Here is a 24681-nt window from a genome sequence, read left to right as displayed (position 1 = left end):
GATATACGACTTGAAAAATGTAATAGAAAATCGTCTTAATTGCGCAGAGGTACCTGCTGAACTAACCTGGGATTTATCCGATTTGTATAATTCTGATGCCGAATAGCATACTGCATTAAACGCATTGGAAAATGATATACAGAAACTTGATTCATTTAAAGGACATTTACATACTAGCTCCCACACTTTATTAAATTGCCTACTTTTAGAAGAAGAACTTTTAATGACGTTAACAAAACTGTACTCATATGCAAATTTAAAAGAATCTACTGATCGTACAAATCCAAGTATTCAAGCGAACTCTTCCAAAATTTCTGCTTTATGGACGAAAGTACATACTGCACTATCCTTTATTCATAATGAAATCCTCATATTCGGCGAAGGAACAATTGAAAAATATTTAACTGAAGAAACAAAACTTGAACCTTTCCGTAAATCGTTACTAGAAATACTACAAAAAAGGCAGCACACACTGCATCCACTGCAGTAGCTCAAATGATTAAAGAGGAAGGACAACCTGCTATTGATCGCTGGTGGTACAATGAAACATGCCGGAGTAGATATGTCAAAACCAGACGCAATCCGTAAAGCTGTTTCTTACGTTGGTTCATTAATTGATAAATTAGAGCATTCTTATCAAGTATAAAAAATAAGCCCTCGCTTTATGAGGGCTTATTTCATATTTACTTCCCAAACCGTTTGCGATATCCACATTTCCTGCAAAGTTCTTCAACCGCAACTCTTTTCGAAAATCCATCGACAATGTTTGTTGCTCTTTCACCTTCGATAATGTTAGAAAATGAATCATTATTAATATTCCCAAGGTTAATAATCCCTTCACCATCTAAACAACAAGGAATAACTGTTCCATTCGCTAAAATACCCGCTTGATTACGAAGTCCATGACAGAATCCTTTCCCATCATCCTCTTCTTCATGTAATGCTGGCCACTGGAATTCATAGTCTTGATTAATAAAGACACGTTCTGCAATTTTTATACCTTTTCCTGGTGTAAGCTTCTCTTCAATTTGATAAGATAGATCAAATTCATTTTCAATTATAGATAATAACTCTCTATTTTTCTGGATTTCAGCATTCGTTTTATTATCCTGAGTTAAATTCCATAACCTTAACGATACAATTAAATCTGATTGACTTGTCGCTTCCCTAATGAAGGAAAGTATACTCCTTACATAGCCCTCTTTATCTTGCGAACCTGGATGTCCATCAAAACTATGCAGTGAAAAATTCATTTGTCTTAACGCAGGCTTATTTAACAGCCTATGTCTTCTCTTATTAATTAACGTTCCGTTCGTTGTAATATTAACTTTAAACCCTTTTTCATGACTTAAGTCTAATAGTTGATCTATTTTCGGGTGGAGCAACGGCTCACCCTTCACGTGCAAATAAATGTAGTCTGTGTGAGGTTTAATTTGGTCTAATCTTTTAGCAAAATCCTCCACAGAAATGAATTGCTTCTGCCTTTCCGTCGGCGGACAAAAGCTACACGCAAGATTACATACACTCGTAATCTCCAAGTAAAACTTCTTAAACTTCTTCACCTTTAATTCCTCACTTCTCTAACTACTTATACTTTTTCCTCTTCATATTACAGCATATTTTTATGGAAATAGAAACATACTTATTTTAGGAAATCTACATACCATCTAATAATATTTAAAAGACCATCGGTAATTTTTGTCCAATGGTCTTTTTATCCTTTTATATGCAAAGAATAAATTTATTTATGATACGGTTCATCGTAACTATTCTAAATAAGGTTATTTTTTATTATTTTTATAATTAAATTTAACAAAAAAGGTAGTGCCTTCCGATCCTGTTTGAATTTCTATTTTTGCATTATGGCGGGCAGCAATGGCATAACATACACCTAACCCCAATCCAGTTCCATTATCTTTGGTCGTGTAAAACGGCGTACCCAGTTTCTCTAATACTTCAGGCCTGATACCTTTTCCTTGATCCCGCACTACAAGCACCACACAATTTTGACATTCCTTGTAAGTGCTAATGGTTAGAACTTTCCCTGTATTCATCGCTTCTAAGCCATTACGATATAGATTCATTAATAATTGCCGTATTTCATTACGATTTAAAAGTAATTCTGGAATGTCATTTGTATCGACTTGAATATATTTATTTTGATTGTACGTATCAATCTTTATTAAAGGAATAATATCGCGGATAATTGAATTTAAATCTAACATCTGCAAATCCGATTTCCTTGTATTACCCATTGAGAGAAATTCAGTAATAATAGAATTGGCACGGTTAAGTTCTTCAATCATTAAATGAAAGTACTTATTATGTTTCTCATAGGTATTCTCTTCTTTTAATAACTGTAAAAATCCTAGTACTGTTGTCATTGGATTTCTAATTTCATGGCTGATACCTGCTGCCATTTGCCCTATTAAATCTATGTTGGATAATCTTTTCAATTCCTGTTCATATTTCTTTTTTTCCGTTATGTTTTTAAAAATACAACAAATACCATCATCATACGGGTATGCAATAACTTCGTGCCAATATTCATCTGCAGTAGAAAGAAATTCGAAATGAACTGTAGTTCGCTCTGACATCGCACGATGAAATTCCTTATACATAACTGTGTCGATTTCACTCGGGAAAACATCCCATATATTCTTTCCTAATACATCTTTTGCTGTTTTTCTTTTCGGAAAATATTGGTGCTTATTTACGTACGTAAATTCCCATTTATTATTTAAAATAAAAAATCCATCCGTAATACATTCAATCACACTTGTAACTTTTTCATTAGCAGCAGCTAGCTCTCTCGTTCGCTCTTCCACTATGCTTTCTAGTTGATCCATATATGACAAATTCGAAAACGTAGGGGCTGTGGCATCAACGATAGATTTTGCTAGTTGAAGTTGAGAATGATCATAATTGTGAGCTTTTCCTTCTTTGCCAACGACGATTACCCCTAATACTTCTCCAATTGAAACCAATGGAATCATCAATAGACCCTTACTATCTATATTTTTTGTTTGAATAACTTCTTGAATCTTGGCTTCATAGCTTTTCTCTGTCCAATCCGCTTCTGTCCAATGACAACCCTTACTTAATTTCGTTGTTTTAATTGTTGTTTTATCTAGCGGATCTAGAAGATGGGCAGTCATATTTTTACTCTCTAAAATCTGTTCTAGGTAAAAAAAGCATTTATCAAAACTCTCCTGTATCGAGGAACACATTGATAAATCACGTGTAACATTTAGTAACAGCTGCTTCTCAGCAATAAGGTTTTCCTTTTGTTTTAAATTATTTGTGTTTTGAATTGCAACCGCAGCCATATTTACATAAGCTTCAACACTTTGAATTTCTGAATCTGTTAAGTTCATCGGAATTCCATAATCAAATAAAAAAACTAGACCAAATAACTCTTGCCCAAATGAGATAGGCAAAGCTAATAAGGACTTAATTTTGAATGCATTAACCGGTCTCGGATCTGGTCGATGATCCTTTGAGGTATCAGGAATATAGATGGTTTTTTTCGTTTCAATAACCTCTTTTGCCAGTAAGTCTATTTCAGGATCAATTACTTGAGTATCGAGCGTTACGCCATTTATAGTCTCTGGTTTTCCTGCAAACCCTCTAAATGTTCCATCTTCCTGGGGTAAATAAATTCCAACAGCATCGCACCTAACAATTTCCTCTGATATCGCCATTGTCACACGCTGCAATACGTCACGTAGTTCTAATTTCGTATTTATTATTTTTGTTATATTTGCGAGTCTAGAATATCTCGTCTGATCACTTACCATTCACATAGCCTCCAATTATAGGCATAATAAAATAAATATGATAATATCAGTGTTTTACATAGAATACATTACTTATGATACGGTTCTCCACGATTAATCCGAAACGCTCTATACACTTGCTCAAGCAACACTAATCGCATTAATTGGTGTGGTAATGTCATCTTTGAAAAAGAAAGTGATTCATTTGAACGCTTCATCACTTCTGAGCTTAGTCCAAGTGATCCACCAATTACAAATGCGACTTTACTCTTTCCGTATGTAGCAAGGCGATCTAGACTTACCGCAAATTCTTCTGATGACTTTTGCTTTCCTTCTATAGCTAATGCAATCACATGCGTGTCATCAGAAATTTTATCGAGTATACGTATACCTTCTTTTTCCTTTACAATTAACATTTCTGCTTCACTTAAATTTTCTGGCGCCTTTTCATCAGGTAATTCAATTACTTCTACTTTTGCGTATGCAGATAATCGTTTTAAGTATTCTGCTATACCTTGTTTCAAATATTTTTCTTTTAATTTCCCAATTGAAATAATCGAGATATTCACACGTATCCTCCACCTTACAAACATGTTATCCACAAAACTTATCCACATATCCACAAATACTACCCACATATTGTGTGAGAATCTGTGTTCGATACAACATATGTCGCCTCATTTTGACAAAATTCACATGTTTTTTTCTCTTTTCCTGAGTTATCCACATTGTTGATAACTGGTGCAACTTCACACTCATCCACAATAATATCTAACGCTAATTCAACATGTTCTAAACAACAAGGTAAATTCATTTTCTACACCTCACTTTTCTACAATAGAAAACAGGAGGTAGGCCCTCCTGTTTTTAATACTTTTGAATGCCTAATTTCACTGTTGTTGTTACTCTTTTTGTACCACGATAAAACGTAAGAGTCATTTTATCATTAATTTCCTTATCATATAAGGCCGTACGGAATCCAATAATATCGCGAATCGGTTTTCCATCTACTGCCACAATAACATCATGTTCTCTTAAACCAGCATCCGCACCTGGCGAAGGACTTTTCACATCCAAAATACAAACGCCCTCTGTTACAGTACCTGGTAAATGTAATGTTTTTGACCAATAATAGTTTGGGATTTCATTTAATGACCTAAGTTCAATCCCAACATACGGTCTTCTTACTTTTCCATACTTCTCAAGTTCATTCATAATCGGAACAGCTCTAGTCACCGGAATAGCAAGGCCGATTCCTTCTACTTCTTTTGCAGCAATTTTCATTGAATTAATACCAATTAATTGTCCTGCTGCATTTACAAGCGCACCACCACTATTCCCCGGATTAATCGCTGCATCTGTTTGTAACACTTCTACTTGCCAATCATAATGTCCATCTTGATCTAAATCTACAGGGACAATACGTTCATTAGCTGAAATAATACCTTGTGTAACTGTTCCAGAAAATTGCAGTCCAAGTGGGTTTCCAATCGCAATAACTGGTTCTCCTCTGCGAACAGTATTAGAATCGCCAATTTCAATTATTTTTTTCACATGCTTTGCATCTATTTCTAATACAGCTAAATCTGTGACTACATCGGTTCCTAATACTTTTCCAGGAACCTTCTTACCATCACTTAGACTTACTTCAATACGATTCGCTCCAGCTACAACATGATTATTCGTTACAATATAAGCTTGACCATCTGTCTTTTTATAAATTACTCCTGATCCTGTACCGGCCTCTGAATCTGCCTCTGAAAAATTATCTCGTTGAATGTTAATAACACCCACAACAGCTTCAGATGCACGATCAACAGCATCTACAAAGCTAATCTGTTTAATCCCTTGAGCTTCAGCCATATTACTTCCGCTTGCTTCAGCTTGCGGAAGCGTATCAGCAGAATTCGAAAATAAAGGCGCTCCAAACGCAAATAAAGAAGCTCCTACAATTGTTCCCGCTATACTCGAAAGAACTATACCTTTGTGCTTCTTTTTTCCTGCACGTTTCATACGATAACTTTCTTCATCAATAAAGGACATATTTGTTCACCTATCTTCCTGAAAACAACTATATTCACCTTTATTGTTTACTAAAATGAAGAATTATACGTATTGAATTTTTGTAGGCATTTTTGGATCTGTATCGTGAATTTCAAAGGATTCACCCACTCCAAATCCTTTTTCCTCTAGTACTTGTGATACTGACATACGCGCTAGTTCTTTCATGTTATTATCTAAGCTTAAATGGGCTAAATAAATATGCTTTGTCTCATCTGTAATTACATCTGCCATCGCTAATGCAGCATCCTCATTACAAACATGCCCAACGTCACTTAAAATACGTCGTTTAATGCTCCATGGATAACGTCCCATACGAAGCATTTCTACATCATGATTACTTTCAAATACAAAAGCATTAGCTCCCTTAATAACGCCCTTCATACGGTCACTTACGTATCCCGTATCTGTAATAAGCGCTAATTTCCTATTATTGTTATGGAAAGCATAAAACATCGGTTCTGCCGCATCATGAGAAACTCCAAATGACTCGACTTCAATATCACCAAATGTTTTCACATCACCAACTGAGAAAATAAACTTTTGTTCAGTTGGGATATTTCCTATTAAATGTTCCATTGCATTCCATGTTTTCTCATTCGCATAAACAGGTAAATCATATTTACGTGCCAATACACCTAATCCTTTAATATGATCACTATGCTCATGCGTTACAAGAATACCTGATACATCATTTATATTTAGTTCTGCTTGTTTAAATAAAGCCTCTGTTGCTTTACCACTTAAACCTGCGTCGACTAGTAATTTTTTTTCATCGGTTCCTACGTATAGCATATTTCCTGTACTTCCACTTGCAAGTACGCTAAAATGCAACCCCATTCTTTCTCACTCCAGTATGTTCATCAACCACTTGATTTTCCTTTTCTCCTAATTCCATAACTTGTCCTTCAATTGCATTCACAAAGAAGTCCTGCTTCTGCTCCGTTTTTAAATTCCACGTTGGAGCAAGTACTTGGTTATTAGAAGTAGATGCGGTAAGAGTGGCATAACCAATTTGCGCTTCTTTAACATGCGTATTTCCATGAATTTTATTTTTTAAATACAAATTTTCTAAAGCTGTTTGAGCCGTAATAATTTCTTGCTCTTTCGTTTTTTCACCTTCGCCCATTTCTTTTAAATCAGTTAGCATTGTCTGCGTATATGAAACAAGTTCATTTTTTTCATTTAATTCCACAACAATCATCGCCTGATTATTATAGAAAATAGGCTTATCTTTATATTTTTGGAAGAAATAAATTTTAGAGTCTTTCACCGCTCCAAATTCATACTTTTGTCCATCCAATACATAGTTCTTCAAAAATTCATTATACTTATCTTTTGATAATGATTTCGTATTTAAAAAAGGCTCTTTTAGCTTACTTTCTATCTTGTACATATTTTGTATATGCACCGTTTGATTTTTCAAAGACTGTATATCTTCTTCTTTAAAGGCTTTATTTTCCGCTCTAATAAATGACTCTTTTTTCGGTTCTTTAGGGATATTTCCCATCGTAATTTTATTTGCTTTTAATTCTTGATCTATCTTTGTTTCTGCAATAAGCTCCAATTGATTACTATCTTGCTTTTGAATGAATTGGAAAATGAGAAAGAGGTCCAAAACAAAAAAGGTCACAATAAATATGGTTTTAATCCGATCCCAATCCATTTAGTCCTCCCTCACTCCACTCATAGATTTTCTGTTTACCTGTTTCATCTTCAACAAGCTTTACATACCAAATTGGTTGTAGTCTAACCACTTGCCCATCTAGTGATAACTTGTATCCAATGCCAATATCCTTAATTACTTGTTTCTTTATCTCTGGATTATTTTCTAGGGATGCTATTACAACATGCCCTGACGGAAGAGTAACCTTCTGTTCTATACCTTTAGTATTTAAAGACAGCAACGGTCTTTCATATTCCATTACTTCTTCTGATCCCCATACTTGTCTTAATTCCGCTAATCCATCTGCATTGAATACTGGATATCCATCTTCATTTAAGCGAAATACTGTCTCTCCTTTATTCATATAGTCCAAACGATATGAATCCAAACTCCCACTGTGACCACTTACAAATTCAAAGCTTTTTTGTAAAAGCATTAAATTATCTATCGTTTTCTCAGTTAAGACAGAAGAGTTTTTATACTTTAGCATGTGACGATCGTTTTCAATTTCCATGGATCTAATACCATCTGTAAATGTTTCTTTCGACATCTCGGTAATCGGACTTAAATAACGAGGATCACTAAACAGAGCATTCTTAAACGTATCAACTGCTAAATTAGATGAAATATATGTTATATTGCTTAACTCTGTCGTTCCATCTGGTAAAAATAATTTTTTCATATCATTAAGTTGATAATCAAAATAAGGTTTTGCTGATACTATAAATTGATTTTGGGCATTTACAATATCTTTTAAATACAAGCCACTTAATTTTGCCTCGTATATTTTAAAGTTATCACCATCAGAAACAAAGTTAATTTTAATTTCTTGATCCTTACTTCTAGAAGGATCAAGGAGAATACGATTAAAATGTTTAGGCTTATCTGTACTTTTCTCTTTCATGTTGAACATGGATTTAACTGCATCAAATGGGATATCGGTAGGGAAAACAAATTCAACTTTCCCTTCACCATGCACATATGAAAGGAAATCACCCTTAGTGATTGATATCTCTCTAAAATCATGTAGTTCCCCTAATTCTAGAGGCTTATAGATTGATTCTATATCTGCCTCTCTTCTGCTCCCATAATGATTTTTATCTTTATGCACGATGATAGAAGTAGGACGGACAACATCGGAAATTTTAGTTTGGTTCATTCCTTCATTCCCCTGTACAAATTTCGCGTTTTGCATGGATGTAGAATCTGGCACATACGTCCATAGATTAAAAGTAAGAAATAGGCTAATTACAACTAGGTTAATTAAAACTATTGTTTTAAAGTTTTCCATACTCATTCCCAATCGTCCTCTTCATCTGCTGCCATTGGTAACGTGAAATAAATAGTTGTCCCTTTTCCTTCTTCACTCTTCGCCCAAATAGAGCCACCATGTGCCTCAATCATTTCTTTTGCAATTGCTAATCCAAGTCCCGTACCACCCATTTGTCTTGAACGAGCTTTATCTACGCGATAAAAACGTTCAAAGATTTTATCAACGTTTTCTTTTGGAATACCCATTCCTTGGTCACTTACACTAATTTCTAATAAATCACCGCGATCACGTAAACGATATGTTACTGTTCCACCTTCTGGTGAATACTTTAATGCGTTAGAAATAATGTTATACAGCACTTGAGTAATTTTGTCAGTATCCATATCAATAAATCTAGATTTCTTAGAGAAAGATCGTTTGAAACTTACATTTTGCTCTTTAGACATTTCAAAGCGATCAATAATATTATTAAAGAAATCAGTAAAGTCGACCCATTCTTTCATTAAACGATGCTCTGTACTATCCAGTTTAGATAGCTGTAACAACGCATTTACAAGTCTAATCATTCTTTCTGTTTCTTCTTGTGTAACCGTTAAAAATTGTGGTGCAATATTTGGATCCTGCCATGCTCCATCTGTAAGTGCCTCTAAATAACTGCGCATCGTCGTTAATGGCGTCCTTAATTCATGAGAGACATTTGCCACAAACTCACGGCGTTCCCGTTCTATACGTTCCTGCTCTGTTACATCATATAGTACAGCAATTAAGCCGTTTGCCTTCCCTGTTTCTTTTTGAATAACAGAGAAACTAGCACGTAAAATATATGGTTCATTTCTCGTACTAAAATCTAATAAAACAGAATCTGGCTCTTCATATAAATGATCGAGCGTAAATTCTTCCTGTATCCCTAATACCTCTAAAACAGATTGATCGAGCGCTGTTTCACGAGAAACATTTAACATCTTTTCCGCAGGGTCATTTAGTAAAATAATATCCCCTTTTCGATCAGTAGCAATTACTCCATCTGTCATATGTGATAAAACAGATGATAATTTACGCCTTTCACTTTCTGTAGAAGAACGAGCTTGTTGTAATTTTTTCGATAAATTATTGAAGGATAATGCCAGTTGTCCAATTTCATCATGGCTATGCACTTTTACTTTTCTGGAATAATTTCCTTTTGCCATTTCGATTGCTTGTCTCCGCATATCTGAAATTGGTCTTGTAATTGTTTGAGCCAATAAAATCCCAAGTACGGCCGTTACTAATAAAGCAATTACTGTTCCCGTAGCAAAAATTTGATTTATATCCTTCATTTGTTTATATACATCTTCCATAGATGCCACAATGTAAATAACACCAAGCGCATCCTTACCGTTATCATCTAGAATCGGAGTAAGCATAACTTGAACACGATGACCTGTACTACCATCCTTCTCAATTTTCACTTCTGGCTTTTTTTGTACTAACACTCGCTGAACAGCTATATCAGTTGATGTTCGATTCACCTTATTCTGCTTTGATTCATCTGAAATAGCCAGTAACTTTCTGTGCGAATCAAATACGCTTACCTCTTGTATAACTTTCTTCTGATCAGAGGCAAATTTTCGAATTGACGTTTTAATCGTTTCATCTGTTGACTCTGTTTCTGCTTTTGTATAACTTTTTTTAAACTCTTGCTTCAAATTATATGATAATAAGTTTGTTTGCTGCGTTAAAGAATCCCTAAAACCTTGTACTAAGCTCTTCTCTAATTCCCTTACGAAATATACTCCAATAACTTGCATCGCTATTAATATTAATAGCATATATATAAGCACAAATTTTAAATGAATAGATTGAAAAAAACCAACTTTCTTCATATACTATTCCTGCTCTGGGTCACGCAAGTAATACCCTACTCCACGTCTAGTTACAATTAAAGTAGGATGGCTTGGATTATCTTCAATTTTTTCACGCAAACGACGTACTGTAACGTCTACTGTGCGCACATCTCCAAAATAGTCATAACCCCAAACTGTTTGTAATAAATGTTCGCGTGTCATAACTTGTCCTAAATGTTTCGCTAAATAATGTAGCAACTCAAATTCACGATGTGTAAGCTCGATATTTTCCTCGCGCTTCGTTACACTATATGCATTTGGATTAATCACAATTGGTCCAATAACCATTTCTGTATTTTCTTCTTTTTCCGCAGCACCACCTTGTTGATGGCGACGTAAATTCGCCTTCACACGAGCAAGTAATTCCCTCGTACTAAATGGCTTCGTTACATAATCATCTGCCCCAAGCTCAAGCCCTAATACTTTATCAATCTCAGAGTCCTTTGCTGTAAGCATAATAATCGGCATTTCTGAGCTTTTACGTATTTCACGGCAAACCTCTAAGCCATCTTTACCTGGTAGCATAATATCTAATAAAACCATATCTGGTTGCTCTTCATTAGCCTTTTCAATTGCTTCATCACCATCATGCGCCATTACTATTTCAAAACCTTCTTTTTCTAAGTTAAACTTCAAAATATCTGCAATCGGCTTTTCATCATCAACTACTAAAATTTTCTTTCCCATCATCGTCTATTTCCTCCTTATAAAAATATGGTCAATAATCCCTAAACATATTGATGTTTACATAGTATGTCCTATATGACCGCATCCTTTGTTTAAGTATTTTCTCCTCTATTCTCATAGACTCATGTATGATCCACTTTTACACGGCATCTTATACGATCTATAGAAAAACCTCTAGCTTCAACTGCTAGAGGCTCCTCGTTCTATTTTAAAATAACTACTCAGTTTTGTAAAATTACATAAATAAAAAGGATATTAAGTGGGCCCACTTAATATCCTGAGAGTGGCTCGGGACGGAATCGAACCGCCGACACGAGGATTTTCAGTCCTCTGCTCTACCGACTGAGCTACCGAGCCAAAACTATATATAAAACCACTAATGGTGGTATAAACAAAAGTGGCGGTCCCGACCGGGGTCGAACCGGCGATCTCCTGCGTGACAGGCAGGCATGTTAACCACTACACCACGGGACCAAAAATAAGCAAAAAAAAACATGACCCGTACGGGATTCGAACCCGTGTTACCGCCGTGAAAGGGCGGTGTCTTAACCACTTGACCAACGGGCCACGAAAAATAAAATGGTGAGCCATGAAGGACTCGAACCTTCGACCCTCTGATTAAAAGTCAGATGCTCTACCAACTGAGCTAATGGCTCATACTCACCAACGTCATATTTTCGTGACGACAAGATGTATCATAACATGTATTCTGTATTTATTGCAATACTTTTTTCATTTTTTTATAAAAGAATAAGAAAAAACTCATGCGGACATGAGTTTTTTCTAAACACTATTAATTAAGCTTCGTATACGTTACGAACAATATTTGTTTGGTTACGATCTGGTCCAACTGAGAACATAGATATTTGAATTCCTGTTAACTCAGAAACACGTTCTACGTATTTTCGTGCATTTTCAGGAAGTTCATCTAATGATTTTACACCAGTAATATCTTCTTCCCAACCTGGAAGCTCTTCATATACAGGCTCACATTTTGCTAAAATGTTTAAGTTAGCTGGAACTTCATCAATAACTTCACCATTGTATTTGTAAGCAACACAAATTTTAAGAGTTGGAATACCTGTTAAAACGTCGATAGAATTTAATGATAGATCCGTTAAACCACTAACACGACGTGCATGTCTTACAACAACGCTATCGAACCAACCTACGCGGCGTGGACGACCAGTTGTCGTTCCATACTCGCGACCAACTTCACGAATTTGATGACCAATTTCATCATGAAGCTCAGTAGGGAATGGACCATCACCAACGCGGCTTGTATATGCTTTACATACACCTACAACGCGAGTAACTTTCGCAGGACCAACTCCAGTTCCAACTGTTACACCACCAGCAATTGGGTTAGAAGATGTAACGAACGGGTACGTACCGTGGTCAATATCAAGCATAACACCTTGCGCACCTTCAAATAATACACGGTGATTATTATCTAATGCATCATTTAATACAACAGACGTATCACATACATATTGCGCGATTTGTTGCCCGTACTCGAAGTACTCTTCGAAAATTTCTTCTACAGTGAAACCTTCTGTATCGTACATTTTTTCAAATAAACGATTTTTTTCTACTAAATTGCGCTCAAGCTTCTCTTTAAATGCTTCACGGTCTAAAAGATCAGCCATACGAATACCAATACGAGCAGCTTTATCCATATATGCAGGACCGATACCTTTTTTCGTTGTACCGATTTTGTTATCACCTTTACTTGCTTCTTCTAACTCATCTTGCTTTAAGTGGTAAGGTAAAATAACATGTGCACGGTTACTTACACGTAAATTATCAGTACTTACACCACGATCGTGTAAGTATTTTAACTCTTCAAGTAATGCTTTTGGATCTACTACTAATCCGTTTCCGATTACACAAATTTTCTCTTTATAGAAAATACCAGATGGAATTAAGTGTAATTTATATTTAACTCCGCCGAAAACAATTGTATGTCCCGCGTTATTTCCACCTTGATATCTTGCAACTACTTCCGCATGCTCAGAAAGAAAATCAGTGATTTTACCTTTTCCTTCGTCGCCCCATTGTGTTCCTACAACTACTACTGAAGACATTATTAAAGCACCTCCGCAATTTTCAAACGATCTATTCAAACAATATAATTGTACCAAAACCGAAAAAGAAGTCAACCGAAAAGCGAACATTTTTTCATAAAAAAACTTTTTCGTTCGTAAGAATTATATATTTAACTTATGAAAGCCTTATCTTTCTTATAAAAAAAAAAGAAACACATCTTATTATAAGAAATGTGTTTCTTTTTTATACTGCCTTTATGCCGGCGGAGCATGTCCATCCTCAAAACGACGTTCTAAGTTAACGAACTTATTGAACTCTTTGACGAATGCAAGTTCCACTGAACCTACTGGACCGTTACGCTGTTTTGCAATAATAATTTCAATTGTATTTTTGTTTTCCGTTTCTCGATCATAGTAGTCTTCACGATATAGGAAAGCTACAATATCAGCATCCTGCTCAATACTTCCAGATTCACGAATATCAGACATCATCGGGCGTTTATCTTGACGAGATTCTACACCACGAGATAACTGTGATAAAGCAATAACAGGTACTTGCAATTCACGTGCAATCCCTTTTAAGGTACGAGAAATCTCAGATACTTCCTGCTGACGATTTTCTCCTGATTTCCCACTTCCTTGAATAAGCTGCAAATAGTCGATCAAAATCATACCAAGACCTTGTTCTTGCTTTAATCTACGACATTTTGCTCGAATCTCATTTACTTTAATACCTGGCGTATCATCAATATATATACCAGCATTTGAGAGACTCCCCATTGCCATTGTTAATTTTGCCCAATCATCGGAAGTTAATGAACCAGTACGAAGTCTTTGTGCATCAATATTCCCTTCTGCACAAAGCATACGCATAACAAGCTGATCAGCACCCATCTCCAAACTAAAAATCGCTACATTTTCATCCGTTTTCGTCGCTACGTTTTGTGCGATATTTAATGAAAATGCCGTTTTCCCTACTGATGGACGTGCTGCCACGATAATTAAATCATTTCGTTGGAAACCTGCTGTCATCTTATCTAATTCAGTAAACCCAGTTGGTATCCCAGTAACTTCACCCTTTTGATTATGCAAAAGTTCAATTTTGTCATAAGCATCTACAAGAACATCTTTAATGTTTTGGAATGCTTTTGCATTCGTTTGATGGGATACTTCTAATATTTTTTTCTCAGCCTCATTTAAAAGACCATCCACATCATCTTCTCTCTCATATCCATCCGATACAATATGAGTCGCCGTGCGAATTAAACGACGTAAAAGCGCCTTTTCAGCGATGATGCGTGCGTAATATTCTACGTTAGCTGCAGTTGGCACAACCTCTGCTAACTCTGCTAAGTAAGAAACCCCACCAACTTCTTCTAATAATCCTTGATCAGCCATTGCTGATGTCATCATTACTAAGTCGATCGGCTCTCCCTTATCAGATAGCCCAAGCATGACTTCAAAAATCTTTTGATGTTTCGTTCGATAGAACGAATCAGGTACCAATAACTCTGATGCTGAAGTTAACGCATCTTGATCAATCAATATGGCCCCTAAAACCGCCTGCTCAGCCTCTATATTATGCGGAGGGGTACGATCAGCAAGTACATCACTCATACGCAATCCTCCTTGCTTAATTTATTTTTATTGTTCACTAACATGAACTTTTACTGTTGCTGTTACTTGTGGATGCAATTTCACAGTAACGTTTGTATAACCTAACGCGCGGATTGCATCGTCCATTTCAAATTTACGTTTATCAAGCTTAATCTTGTGTGATTTTTGCATTGCATCCACGATTTGTTTGCTTGTGATAGAACCAAATAAACGGCCACCTTCTCCAGATTTCGCCTTTAATTCTACAGTTAATTTCTCTAAAGTCTCTTTTAACTCTTTTGCATTTTCAAGCTCTGCTGCTGCATCTTTTTCTTCTTTACGCTTTTGAGCTTCTAAAGTTTTCATACTGCTATTTGTTGCTTCAGCAGCCAATCCTTGTTTTAGTAAGAAGTTATTTGCATAGCCATCCGGTACGTTTTTTACTTCTCCTTTTTTACCTTTACCTTTTACGTCTTTTAGAAAAATTACTTTCATGATTGTGTGCCTCCCTGTAAATAGTCATCAATAACAAATCGAAGCTTCTCCTCAGCTTCATCTACTGTAACATTTTTCATTTGTGTGGCTGCATTCGTCAAATGCCCGCCACCGCCTAAGTTTTCCATAATTAGCTGCACATTCACTTCACCTAAAGACCTGCTGCTAATTCCAATAAGATTCTCGCCACGTTTCGCAACAACAAATGATGCAATAATCCCTGTCATCGTTAATAACGTGTCTGCCGATTGCGCAATAAGCACTTGATCGTAGTAATCATCACTATCAACTTTAGCAATCGCAATTCCATTTTTATAAATGTACGCATTTTTTATAGCTTTTGCAACCCGTAAATACTGATCCATATCTTCCTTTAAAAGTTCTTGTACAAGTACAGTATCTGCACCATGTGAGCGTAAATAAGAAGCAGCATCAAATGTACGAGCCCCTGTCCGGAATGTGAAACTTTTCGTGTCGACAATAATACCCGCTAACAATGCCGTCGCTTCTAACATTGTCATCTTTAAATTTTTAGGTTGATACTCAAGTAATTCTGTAACCAATTCTGCTGTTGAAGAAGCATATGGTTCCATATAAACTAGCAATGGGTCTTCAATAAAATCTTCTCCACGGCGATGATGATCAATAACTACTACATTTTCAATTTTATGTAACAGTTTTTGCTCCATCACCATAGAAGGTTTATGCGTATCGACAACAACAAGTAACGACTCATCATTTGCAAATTCCATCGCTTGCTCTGGAGTAATAAAACGAGACCATAACTCCTCATTTTGTTTCACTTTGTCCATCAAACGCTTAATTCCTTTATCGGAATCATTTTCATCTAACACAATATATCCTTTACGCTCATTTAATTGAGCCACTTTTAAAATACCAATCGCAGCACCAATTGCGTCCATATCGGGAGCCCTATGCCCCATAATAATGACATTACTACTTTCTAATACTAAATCCTTTAACGCATGCGAAATGACCCTAGCGCGTACACGGGTACGTTTTTCAACCGGATTTGTCTTACCTCCATAGAACTTAACTTTACCTGTCGCTTGTTTAATAGCTACTTGGTCTCCCCCACGCCCAAGCGCAAGATCTAAACCAGATTGAGCCATTGCTCCAAGCTCTGATAAAGGTAAATCACCTGATCCGACACCCACACTTAATGTAAGTGGTATATTCCTTTTAGATGTTTCTTCACGCACCTGATCTAAAATGCTAAATTTCCCTTTTTCCATCTGCGTCAAAATACTTTCATTTAGCACAACGAAGAATCTTTCTGAAGATGCACGTTTTAAATACGCCCCATACTTAAGTGCCCATTCATTTAGTCGCGATGTCACAAGACTTGTTATATTCGTACGTAATTGATCATCTAATCCTTGTGTAACTTCATCATAATTATCCAAATAGATGACAGCTAAAACAGTCCTTTGATCCTCGTACATCTTTTCGATTTCTGTTTGTTCCGTTACATCAAAGAAATAAATTAACTTTTCTTCTTTCCTTACAAAAACGCGAAACTTTCGATTATTTAAAGAGACTATATCATCAGAAGTTTCTCCTTTAATGAAAAGAAGTAATGTTTCTGATACATCGTAAAGGTGCCATCCAGCTAATGCATGCTGTCCCAGACATGAAGATAAATAAGGATTTGCCCAATCAATCCCATAATCCTTATTGTATAACAAAATACCAATCGGCATTTGGTTAAATGCTTCATTACTTACTTTCTTTACTCTTGTAATCATATCTGTCGTATGCTTTTCAAAATTCCTTTGAAAATTAAGTTCAAATCGTATAACGATAAAGAATACGATACAAAAAATGACAAAAGCAGCTATCCCCATAATTAAATGAAAATAACAGAGAATTGAAATGAGCACAAACACAAAAAATGCCAATACATAAACAGGATATAAAAACCACTGTTTCTTATCAAATTCAGGCATGTATACAACTCCTATAAAGTAAAACTAACTCACCTTCCAGTTAGTTAAACAGATTAAAATAGTATAAGGAATATTATTTTATCCACCTATTTTAGAACGCAATGAAATCCCTAAGTCAATTATACCTAAGATTGTCACAAGAGGAAACAGCATCGGAATAAACATGCATGCAATAAAACTAATAATAGGAACCCCTTTAGTAAAACCTTTTCTATACGCTAAAAAGGCGATAAATGTCAGACCTTGCAGTACAAGCAATAGTGCAAATATGACATTTAGGTTAGAAAATACCATATGTAAATATGATGTTGGTTCTACTTTTATAAAAGTTGCTAACAAAATAAATATAACGTAATACCAAATGATACTCTTTGGTAATTGTATATCTTTAAATTTAGGCCAAGATATAACGTCATGTTTTAACTTTTTCAAAACACTACCTGATATTATCACTGTAATCCAAGAAAAACATACTGAAACTAGCACAAGTATACTCGGAAGTAACGATTGTAATATATCGTTCATTTGTGCAAGTAACTCTTTTTGTTCCTTACTAATCGGCATACCTGTAGCACTTACTATCTTTTCGCTTTTCGCCATACTTTCACTAAATATACTTTGCATTTGCTTCATTATATCTATGTTGAAAAACTTTATACTCGCAACATAAATAAGTACAAAACCAATTAAGTATGCAAGCGTCCCAGCTATTAAGATTTCCACTGGCTTTTTTCTTGTTTTATACATATATCCTAAAACAATCCCTATCAATCCAAACATAATTGTCTTCACTAAATTCATCGGTTGACTCACAATAACAGTAACAAAAAGTGCCGCTACAAAAACCACGAGCACATTAGATAGTTTATGTCTTATCATTAATAGTATAAATGGTAACGGCAACGCAAAAGTTACAACTGTACCCAAAATCGGAACATACATAGATATAAGCAATAACATTGCATATATAGCCAACAACGCGGCACCTTCAGTAATAAATCTTGCTTGTTTCACATTTTAACCTCTCTTTCAAAAAAGAAAAGCATAGCAAAATGCACAGTAGAGTCCGACTCTACTGTGCATTTCATACGCTATTATTCACCAACATATGGTAAAAGTGCCATTTGACGAGCACGTTTAATTGCAACTGTAAGTTTGCGTTGGTATTTCGCGCTTGTTCCTGTTACACGACGAGGTAAAATTTTACCACGCTCAGAAACGAAACGTTTTAATAAATCAACATCTTTATAGTCAATGCGAGTGATGCCGTTAGCTGTGAAGAAACACACCTTACGACGTTTCGCACGTCCACCTTTGCGTCCTGCCATGTCTATTTCCCTCCATTCTTTGTTAAAACTAACAAATTTACTGTATTAGAACGGTAAATCGTCGTCGGAAATGTCGATCGGTTGACCTACATTTGAAAATGGATCGTCATTCTTCGTAAATCCAGAGTTACCTTGGTTACCTGAATTACTAGATTGACCAAATGGGTTAGAGCCTTGGTTACCGAAACCAGCTCCTGATGGTTGCTGATTAAATGAACCACGTTGCTCCCCACCGCCATTACGCGGCTCTAAAAATTGCACGCTTTCCGCAAGAACTTCTGTTACGTATACACGTTTACCATCTTGTCCCTCGTAATTACGAGTTTGAAGACGTCCATCTACGCCTGCTAAGCTACCTTTTTTCAAATAATTTGCTACGTTTTCTGCTTGTTTACGCCATATTACACAATTAATAAAGTCAGCTTCACGCTCACCTTGTTGATTGGCAAATGCGCGATTCACAGCTAACGTAAAAGTAGCTACTGCAACACCATTGGGCGTGTAACGTAAGTCAGGGTCCTTAGTTAAACGACCAACGAGGATAACACGATTCATCAATCGAACCACTCTCCCTTATATATCAATTATTTTTCTTCTTCTTTAACAACGATATGACGAAGGATGTCTTCGTTGATCTTAGCTAAACGGTCGAATTCGTTAATCGCTTCTGCGTTAGATTTCACGTTTAAGATCATGTAGAAACCTTCACGTAAGTCGTTGATTTCGTAAGCTAAACGACGCTTACCCCACTCTTTCGTGTTAATGATTTCTGCACCATTGTTTGTTAAAACACCTGCAAAACGTTCAACTAAAGCTTTTTGAGCTTCTTCTTCAACGCCAGGACGAATGATGTACATAATTTCGTACTTTCTCATTACACTTTCACCTCCTTTTGGTCTAAACGGCCCGTAATGGGCAAGGAGCAATTAATTTATAGTAATTACTCACGAGTTTAGATTATATCATAGTAAGTTATATGAATCAACTCACCAATACATAAAAAACTTGGCAAACATATAATATATTTGCCAAGCTCATATCTTTATTTTTCCTAGGAAATATTAAATTAAACGTTAAAACGGAAGTGCATAACATCTCCGTCTTTTACGATATATTCTTTTCCTTCTAAACGTACTTTTCCAGCTTCTTTTGCAGCTGTCATAGAACCGTTTGTCATTAAGTCATCGTAAGAAACTGTTTCTGCACGAATAAATCCACGCTCAAAGTCTGTATGAATAACACCAGCACATTGCGGTGCCTTCATTCCTTGTTTAAATGTCCAAGCACGTACTTCTTGAACGCCAGCTGTAAAGTAAGTAGCAAGTCCTAATAGGTCATATGCTGCACGAATTAATTGATCTAAACCAGACTCTTCAATTCCTAATTCTTCAAGGAATACTTTTTTCTCTTCTTCGTCTAATTCAGCGATTTCTGATTCGATTTTTGCACATACAACGATTACTTGAGAATTTTCATTTGCTGCAAATTCTTTTACCATTTGTACGTATTTATTTTCCGAAGGATCGATAACATCGTCTTCACTTACATTCGCTACGTATAACATTTCTTTTGTTGTAAGTAAATGAAGGCCTTTAACAACCTTCATCTGCTCTTCTGTAAATTCAACAGTACGAGCTGGTTTTCCCTCTTCAAAAGCTTCTTTTAAACGAACTAAAATTTCATGCTCATATACCGCTTCTTTATCTTTTTGTCTTGCTAATTTCGCAACACGCTCGATACGCTTATCAACAGACTCTAAGTCCGCTAAAATTAGCTCTAAATTGATTGTTTCAATATCATCAATTGGATCTACTTTCCCTGAAACGTGCGTAATATTTTCGTCTTCAAAACAACGAACAACTTGGCAAATTGCATCTACTTGACGAATGTGAGATAAGAATTTATTTCCTAAACCTTCACCTTTACTAGCACCTTTTACAATACCTGCAATATCAGTAAACTCGAATACAGTCGGAACAGTCTTTTTCGGTTCTACTAATTCCGTTAATTTATTTAAACGCTCATCTGGTACTTCTACAATCCCTACGTTTGGATCAATTGTACAGAATGGATAGTTCGCAGATTCTGCTCCTGCTTGTGTAATTGCATTAAATAAAGTGGACTTCCCTACGTTAGGTAATCCAACAATCCCAGCCGTTAATCCCATATTTTTCACTCCTATGTCTCAATCTTTCATCATTATAGATAGTAACGAAAAAAATGACAAGTTTCCGCCAAACGAAAAAAAGTAACAGTTACCTACTGTAACTGTTACTCTCCCTCTATTCTTCGTGCTTCACAAGTATTTTTTTCACCTTACGATCAAACTCTCTTCGAGGAATCATTACTGAATGGTCACACCCCTCGCACTTAATGCGGATATCCATTCCCATACGAATAATTTTCCAACGATTCTCGCCACATGGATGGGCTTTCTTCATTTCCACAACATCATACAAGTTATATTCCTTTTGCTCCACTCTCCAAACTCCTCTCCATACTAAATTGCTTTTCCACTAACTAATTCTTCACGATTATATAAAACCATACGTGGATATGGAATTTCAATTCCATGTAAATCAAGACGATTTTTAATCTCTTTACGAAGTGCCCTTGCAATAACTGCATGTTGCATCGGTTCTACTTCAGCAATAACACGTAATATAACTTCTGATGCAGCTAATGTTTGCACACCTAATAATTGAGGTGTTGTTACCATTTTTTCGTACTTTGAAGGTAATTCTACTAATAAATCTTCAATAACTTGCTCTGCTTTCGCAATATCAGCCTCATATGAAATAGATACATCAACAAACGCTACACTATTACTAACTGAGTAGTTAGTAACTTGAACAATACTTCCATTTGGTAAAGTATGAATTTCACCTGTCCAACTCTTTACTTTCGTTGTACGAAGTCCAATTTCTAAAACGACTCCTTCAAATTGACCGATTTTAACATAATCGCCAACCGAAAACTGATCTTCTAACAAAATAAATAAACCTGTAATAACATCTTTCACTAAACTTTGAGCACCAAATCCGACTGCTAAACCAATTACCCCAGCACCCGCTAATAAACCTGATGCATTAATATCAAACACACCTAAAATCGCAATTAGCATAATGAACATAACAACGTACGCTACAATATTTTCAAGTAATTTCGCTACTGTAACTGTACGACGTTCTGAAATTTGAATTGGAGAACGACTTCCCATGCGAAACGCATTTCGTACAACCGCTCTTGCAATACGCACAACAACTGCACCAATTGTTAAAATAATACATATTTTTAATGTCGCAACTCCAATATGAGCCCAACGATCAGCATCTAATAAATACTGTTTCATAGAATTAAACCACTTCGCTAATAAATCCATGTACCTCTACCTCTCTAGCTAAAATTTCTTTTTAGTTACCCTTATTATTGTATCAGAAGTCCCCTAATTGCTGAAAAAATTTTATGATTTTAATCCTATTTTATCCCCGACATCCAGGTATAAAATGGAACGAATATATATATACTAGTACTATTATTTCCGTTTTCATTCACATTTTGCAAAAATTACGCACTTATAACTTTCCATTTTCCTCACCATATAACATATATTGAAAATTTATTAAAAGGATGGGTGCTTCATGAATATTGGAAGTTTTCGCTTACCATTTTTTGAGAAAGAAACTCAAAACGTTATGCACCAAGATCTAGAAGCCTCCGAGATAATCAGTAATTTCTTACTTACCCATATTCCTATTAAAACTAATATACCACTCATTCTCGTTTGTATCGGCACAGATCGCTCTACAGGTGACGCACTCGGCCCATTAGTTGGTACAAAACTTGAACAAATAGACATCCAAAACCTCCAAGTATTCGGTACACTAGATGAGCCAGTACATGCGCTAAATTTAGAAGAGAAAATTCAGAATATACAGAAAGAATATCCTACTGCATTTATAATTGCTGTTGATGCATGTTTAGGAAAGTCCCAAAATATCGGATCAATCACTACTGGAAAGGGACCTAGTAAACCTGGAGCTGCTATGAATAAGAAATTACCTGCAGTTGGTGATTTGCACATACACGGTATCGTCAATCTAAATGGGTTTATGGAGTTTTTCGTTCTTCAAAATACAAGATTAAGTTTAGTCATGAAAATGGCTGATGTAATCGCACAAAGTATAAAAGAGACGGATCAAAAATTATCCGCATTAAAAAAAGCAAACCATCTATAAATAATAAGATGGTTTGCTTTTTAATTTTTCTGTGCTAATAGTTCTAAAATACGATTTAAATCTTCTTTATTAAAAAATTCAATTTCGATTTTACCTTTTTCTTTTTTCGTCTCTTTAATTTTCACATCTGTGCCAAACTTTTCTCTTAAGAACGTTTCACGTTCTACGAAAAATATATTTCGCTCTTTTTTCACTTTTTTTGTTTCACGTGAAACGTGTTGATTAATCTCTTGGACGATTTTCTCTAATTGACGAACATTTAATCCTTCTTTTTCAATGCGTTTCAATAAGGACTTCAATTGTTCTTCATCTTTTATCGTAAGTAAAGTTCTCCCATGAGCCATTGAAAGTTGACCATTTGCAATCATATCTTGTACAAAAGAAGGTAGGCTTAATAACCTAGTATAATTTGCAATGTAAGGTCTGCTTTTACCAAGACGTTTCGCTAATTGTTCTTGCGTTACATTTAGCTCATTCATTAACATCTGGTATGCCATTGCCTCTTCCATAGGATTTAAATCTTCTCGTTGTAAGTTTTCTAACAAAGCAAATTCCATCATTTGCTGTTCATTTAATTGTCTTACAACCGCAGGTACTTTTTCTAAACCAGCCTCTTTCGCAGCACGAAATCGTCTTTCACCTGCAACAATTTCATATCCTTTAATGCTCTTCCTAGCAATTAATGGTTGTAGAATACCGTGTTCCTTAATCGAAATTGCTAATTCCTGAATCGCCTCTTTATTAAAGTGTTTACGCGGTTGATATGGATTCGGCCTTAATTCAGTTACAAGAATCTCCTGAATTGTTTCCTCTTCTTTCACATCTAAATCAGGAAAAAACACATTAATTCCTCTTCCTAATCCTTTAGCCACCTGCAATCACTTCCTCTGCTAAATCTATATATACTTCTGCTCCTCTTGATTTAGCGTCATACTGCATAATAGGTTTCCCATGACTTGGAGCCTCGCTCAAGCGTACATTACGCGGAATAATCGAGCGATATACTTTATCCCTAAAATACTTTTTCACTTCATCTATAACTTGGATTCCTAAATTTGTACGGGCATCCAACATTGTTAACAATACACCTTGAATTGCTAAATTTTTATTTAAATGTTTTTGTACAAGTCGAACTGTATTTAATAGCTGACTTAACCCTTCTAGTGCGTAATATTCACACTGTACAGGAATAATAACAGAATCTGCTGCTGTTAATGCATTAATCGTTAATAACCCTAAAGATGGGGGACAGTCGATAATAATATAGTCATATTCATCACGAACTGGCTGTAATGCTCTTTGCAAACGTACTTCCCGGGAAATAGTCGGTACCAATTCAATTTCAGCACCAGCTAATTGAATTGTAGCGGGTAGAACATCTAAGTTTTCAGTTGCGGTTTTCTGTATAACCCCTTGAACATCTGCATCTTCCACAAGAACGTTGTAAATACATTGATCTAATTCAGATTTTTCAATTCCCACACCAGTCGTTGCATTTCCTTGAGCATCAATATCTACAAGAAGGACTTTTTTACCTACTTGCGCCAATCCAGCCCCTAAATTAACAGATGTTGTTGTTTTTCCAACACCGCCTTTTTGATTAGCAATAGCAATGATTTTTCCCATGATGTCACCTACTTTCAACCTTTCTATCTTA

Annotated in this window: 25 protein-coding genes, 4 tRNA genes and 1 pseudogene; 3 read left to right on the top strand and 27 right to left on the bottom strand. The window is 35.7% G+C overall.

Annotated elements, in window-relative coordinates; genetic code table 11:
• Positions 1-10: 10 nt before the first annotated feature.
• Together ACQGSG_RS10935 and ACQGSG_RS10930 are read left to right on the top strand one after the other, a co-directional pair.
• A pseudogene (locus ACQGSG_RS10935) lies at positions 11-481 on the top strand (oligoendopeptidase F); the annotation flags it as partial.
• Positions 482-541: 60 nt separating this feature from the next.
• Positions 542-646 (top strand): oligoendopeptidase F, encoded by a 105-nt coding sequence (locus ACQGSG_RS10930; RefSeq protein ID WP_009327392.1) that lies wholly within the window; start codon positions 542-544, stop codon positions 644-646.
• Positions 647-683: 37 nt separating this feature from the next.
• On the opposite strand, the gene ACQGSG_RS10925 is transcribed toward ACQGSG_RS10930, so the two are convergent.
• From ACQGSG_RS10925 to ACQGSG_RS10805, 25 genes are all read right to left on the bottom strand, one after another.
• Entirely contained in the window at positions 684-1562 is an 879-nt protein-coding gene (locus ACQGSG_RS10925) for a radical SAM/SPASM domain-containing protein (RefSeq protein WP_000713633.1), read from the bottom strand.
• 219 nt (positions 1563-1781) lie between these two features.
• Entirely contained in the window at positions 1782-3800 is a 2019-nt protein-coding gene (locus ACQGSG_RS10920) for an ATP-binding protein (protein ID WP_325843004.1), read from the bottom strand.
• Positions 3801-3868: 68 nt separating this feature from the next.
• Positions 3869-4348 (bottom strand): 23S rRNA (pseudouridine(1915)-N(3))-methyltransferase RlmH, encoded by a 480-nt coding sequence (rlmH, locus tag ACQGSG_RS10915; RefSeq protein WP_001027003.1) that lies wholly within the window; start codon positions 4346-4348, stop codon positions 3869-3871.
• Between the two features lie 59 nt (positions 4349-4407).
• A complete protein-coding gene (locus ACQGSG_RS10910) occupies positions 4408-4593 on the bottom strand; it encodes a CxxH/CxxC protein (protein WP_001052831.1) in 186 nt (61 codons plus the stop codon).
• A 53-nt stretch (positions 4594-4646) separates the two neighbouring features.
• The gene (locus ACQGSG_RS10905; protein WP_000008042.1) at positions 4647-5822 is read right to left on the bottom strand and encodes a S1C family serine protease; all 1176 of its coding nucleotides are present in this window, start codon (positions 5820-5822) and stop codon (positions 4647-4649) included.
• A 63-nt stretch (positions 5823-5885) separates the two neighbouring features.
• On the bottom strand, positions 5886-6680 hold the full coding sequence (locus ACQGSG_RS10900; RefSeq protein WP_000522837.1) for an MBL fold metallo-hydrolase: 795 nt from the start codon (positions 6678-6680) through the stop codon (positions 5886-5888).
• A complete protein-coding gene (locus ACQGSG_RS10895) occupies positions 6664-7506 on the bottom strand; it encodes a two-component system regulatory protein YycI (protein WP_000383740.1) in 843 nt (280 codons plus the stop codon). Before ACQGSG_RS10895 ends, ACQGSG_RS10900 begins: the two co-directional genes overlap by 17 nt.
• Positions 7487-8803 carry a YycH family regulatory protein gene (locus ACQGSG_RS10890; protein WP_098869457.1) on the bottom strand — a complete coding sequence of 439 codons (1317 nt, stop codon included), beginning with the start codon at positions 8801-8803 and terminating at the stop codon, positions 7487-7489. Before ACQGSG_RS10890 ends, ACQGSG_RS10895 begins: the two co-directional genes overlap by 20 nt.
• Positions 8800-10641, bottom strand: a complete 1842-nt coding sequence (gene walK / locus ACQGSG_RS10885; RefSeq protein ID WP_000755367.1) for a cell wall metabolism sensor histidine kinase WalK — start codon at positions 10639-10641, stop codon at positions 8800-8802. Before walK ends, ACQGSG_RS10890 begins: the two co-directional genes overlap by 4 nt.
• 3 nt (positions 10642-10644) lie before the next feature.
• On the bottom strand, positions 10645-11352 hold the full coding sequence (walR, locus tag ACQGSG_RS10880) for a cell wall metabolism DNA-binding response regulator WalR (RefSeq protein ID WP_000971865.1): 708 nt from the start codon (positions 11350-11352) through the stop codon (positions 10645-10647).
• A gap of 281 nt (positions 11353-11633) precedes the next feature.
• Positions 11634-11706: transfer RNA gene (locus ACQGSG_RS10875), tRNA-Phe, on the bottom strand.
• Between the two features lie 41 nt (positions 11707-11747).
• Positions 11748-11823, bottom strand: a tRNA-Asp gene (locus ACQGSG_RS10870).
• A gap of 21 nt (positions 11824-11844) precedes the next feature.
• Positions 11845-11916 (bottom strand) — tRNA-Glu (locus tag ACQGSG_RS10865).
• 13 nt (positions 11917-11929) lie between these two features.
• A tRNA-Lys gene (locus ACQGSG_RS10860) sits at positions 11930-12005 on the bottom strand.
• Between the two features lie 141 nt (positions 12006-12146).
• On the bottom strand, positions 12147-13436 hold the full coding sequence (locus tag ACQGSG_RS10855) for an adenylosuccinate synthase (protein ID WP_000100238.1): 1290 nt from the start codon (positions 13434-13436) through the stop codon (positions 12147-12149).
• A gap of 216 nt (positions 13437-13652) precedes the next feature.
• Positions 13653-15014 carry a replicative DNA helicase gene (gene dnaB, locus ACQGSG_RS10850; protein ID WP_001286148.1) on the bottom strand — a complete coding sequence of 454 codons (1362 nt, stop codon included), beginning with the start codon at positions 15012-15014 and terminating at the stop codon, positions 13653-13655.
• Between the two features lie 27 nt (positions 15015-15041).
• Positions 15042-15488, bottom strand: coding sequence for a 50S ribosomal protein L9 (gene rplI, locus ACQGSG_RS10845; protein ID WP_000864228.1), 447 nt, complete (start codon positions 15486-15488; stop codon positions 15042-15044).
• Entirely contained in the window at positions 15485-17458 is a 1974-nt protein-coding gene (locus ACQGSG_RS10840) for a DHH family phosphoesterase (protein WP_001113788.1), read from the bottom strand. Before ACQGSG_RS10840 ends, rplI begins: the two co-directional genes overlap by 4 nt.
• Before the next feature lie 78 nt (positions 17459-17536).
• The gene (locus ACQGSG_RS10835; RefSeq protein WP_000806422.1) at positions 17537-18472 is read right to left on the bottom strand and encodes a YybS family protein; all 936 of its coding nucleotides are present in this window, start codon (positions 18470-18472) and stop codon (positions 17537-17539) included.
• An 80-nt stretch (positions 18473-18552) separates the two neighbouring features.
• Positions 18553-18786, bottom strand: coding sequence for a 30S ribosomal protein S18 (gene rpsR, locus ACQGSG_RS10830; protein WP_000918873.1), 234 nt, complete (start codon positions 18784-18786; stop codon positions 18553-18555).
• A gap of 45 nt (positions 18787-18831) precedes the next feature.
• Entirely contained in the window at positions 18832-19344 is a 513-nt protein-coding gene (ssb, locus tag ACQGSG_RS10825; RefSeq protein WP_000981966.1) for a single-stranded DNA-binding protein, read from the bottom strand.
• A gap of 26 nt (positions 19345-19370) precedes the next feature.
• On the bottom strand, positions 19371-19661 hold the full coding sequence (gene rpsF / locus ACQGSG_RS10820) for a 30S ribosomal protein S6 (RefSeq protein ID WP_001233778.1): 291 nt from the start codon (positions 19659-19661) through the stop codon (positions 19371-19373).
• Between the two features lie 191 nt (positions 19662-19852).
• Entirely contained in the window at positions 19853-20953 is a 1101-nt protein-coding gene (gene ychF, locus ACQGSG_RS10815) for a redox-regulated ATPase YchF (RefSeq protein WP_000524672.1), read from the bottom strand.
• A gap of 115 nt (positions 20954-21068) precedes the next feature.
• Positions 21069-21266 (bottom strand): DUF951 domain-containing protein, encoded by a 198-nt coding sequence (locus tag ACQGSG_RS10810; protein ID WP_000435485.1) that lies wholly within the window; start codon positions 21264-21266, stop codon positions 21069-21071.
• A gap of 20 nt (positions 21267-21286) precedes the next feature.
• On the bottom strand, positions 21287-22168 hold the full coding sequence (locus ACQGSG_RS10805; protein WP_000364815.1) for a mechanosensitive ion channel family protein: 882 nt from the start codon (positions 22166-22168) through the stop codon (positions 21287-21289).
• 259 nt (positions 22169-22427) lie between these two features.
• Here ACQGSG_RS10805 and yyaC point away from each other — a divergent pair, with 259 nt between their 5' ends.
• Positions 22428-23024, top strand: a complete 597-nt coding sequence (gene yyaC, locus ACQGSG_RS10800) for a spore protease YyaC (protein ID WP_001020715.1) — start codon at positions 22428-22430, stop codon at positions 23022-23024.
• 20 nt (positions 23025-23044) lie between these two features.
• Here yyaC and spo0J read toward each other — a convergent pair whose 3' ends face one another.
• Together spo0J and soj are read right to left on the bottom strand one after the other, a co-directional pair.
• Positions 23045-23896, bottom strand: a complete 852-nt coding sequence (spo0J, locus tag ACQGSG_RS10795) for a stage 0 sporulation protein Spo0J (protein WP_001051829.1) — start codon at positions 23894-23896, stop codon at positions 23045-23047.
• The gene (gene soj, locus ACQGSG_RS10790; RefSeq protein WP_000516114.1) at positions 23889-24650 is read right to left on the bottom strand and encodes a sporulation initiation inhibitor protein Soj; all 762 of its coding nucleotides are present in this window, start codon (positions 24648-24650) and stop codon (positions 23889-23891) included. The genes spo0J and soj overlap by 8 nt, the downstream gene beginning before the upstream one ends.
• Between the last annotated feature and the right edge of the window lie 31 nt (positions 24651-24681).

This window comes from Bacillus sp. GMa5/1, from assembly GCF_050172015.1.
Lineage (GTDB): Bacteria > Bacillota > Bacilli > Bacillales > Bacillaceae_G > Bacillus_A > Bacillus_A cereus.
Note: the sequence above shows the minus strand (reverse complement) of the source record. Positions and strands in the feature narration are given on the sequence as shown.

Excerpts from the sequence above, each read along its gene's own strand:
- ACQGSG_RS10890 (WP_098869457.1), bottom strand. The coding sequence starts at position 8,803 with ATGAGTATGGAAAACTTTAAAACAATAGTTTTAATTAACCTAGTTGTA.
- dnaB (WP_001286148.1), bottom strand. The coding sequence starts at position 15,014 with ATGAGTGATGTACTTGCTGATCGTACCCCTCCGCATAATATAGAGGCT.
- ACQGSG_RS10910 (WP_001052831.1), bottom strand. The coding sequence starts at position 4,593 with ATGAATTTACCTTGTTGTTTAGAACATGTTGAATTAGCGTTAGATATT.
- ACQGSG_RS10920 (WP_325843004.1), bottom strand. The coding sequence starts at position 3,800 with ATGGTAAGTGATCAGACGAGATATTCTAGACTCGCAAATATAACAAAA.
- ACQGSG_RS10840 (WP_001113788.1), bottom strand. The coding sequence starts at position 17,458 with ATGCCTGAATTTGATAAGAAACAGTGGTTTTTATATCCTGTTTATGTA.
- walR (WP_000971865.1), bottom strand. The coding sequence starts at position 11,352 with ATGATGGGAAAGAAAATTTTAGTAGTTGATGATGAAAAGCCGATTGCA.
- soj (WP_000516114.1), bottom strand. The coding sequence starts at position 24,650 with ATGGGAAAAATCATTGCTATTGCTAATCAAAAAGGCGGTGTTGGAAAA.
- rplI (WP_000864228.1), bottom strand. The coding sequence starts at position 15,488 with ATGAAAGTAATTTTTCTAAAAGACGTAAAAGGTAAAGGTAAAAAAGGA.
- rpsR (WP_000918873.1), bottom strand. The coding sequence starts at position 18,786 with ATGGCAGGACGCAAAGGTGGACGTGCGAAACGTCGTAAGGTGTGTTTC.
- ACQGSG_RS10805 (WP_000364815.1), bottom strand. The coding sequence starts at position 22,168 with ATGGATTTATTAGCGAAGTGGTTTAATTCTATGAAACAGTATTTATTA.
- yyaC (WP_001020715.1), top strand. The coding sequence starts at position 22,428 with ATGAATATTGGAAGTTTTCGCTTACCATTTTTTGAGAAAGAAACTCAA.
- ACQGSG_RS10855 (WP_000100238.1), bottom strand. The coding sequence starts at position 13,436 with ATGTCTTCAGTAGTAGTTGTAGGAACACAATGGGGCGACGAAGGAAAA.
- walK (WP_000755367.1), bottom strand. The coding sequence starts at position 10,641 with ATGAAGAAAGTTGGTTTTTTTCAATCTATTCATTTAAAATTTGTGCTT.
- rpsF (WP_001233778.1), bottom strand. The coding sequence starts at position 19,661 with ATGAGAAAGTACGAAATTATGTACATCATTCGTCCTGGCGTTGAAGAA.
- ACQGSG_RS10900 (WP_000522837.1), bottom strand. The coding sequence starts at position 6,680 with ATGGGGTTGCATTTTAGCGTACTTGCAAGTGGAAGTACAGGAAATATG.
- ACQGSG_RS10895 (WP_000383740.1), bottom strand. The coding sequence starts at position 7,506 with ATGGATTGGGATCGGATTAAAACCATATTTATTGTGACCTTTTTTGTT.
- ACQGSG_RS10905 (WP_000008042.1), bottom strand. The coding sequence starts at position 5,822 with ATGTCCTTTATTGATGAAGAAAGTTATCGTATGAAACGTGCAGGAAAA.
- ychF (WP_000524672.1), bottom strand. The coding sequence starts at position 20,953 with ATGGGATTAACGGCTGGGATTGTTGGATTACCTAACGTAGGGAAGTCC.
- ACQGSG_RS10930 (WP_009327392.1), top strand. The coding sequence starts at position 542 with ATGAAACATGCCGGAGTAGATATGTCAAAACCAGACGCAATCCGTAAA.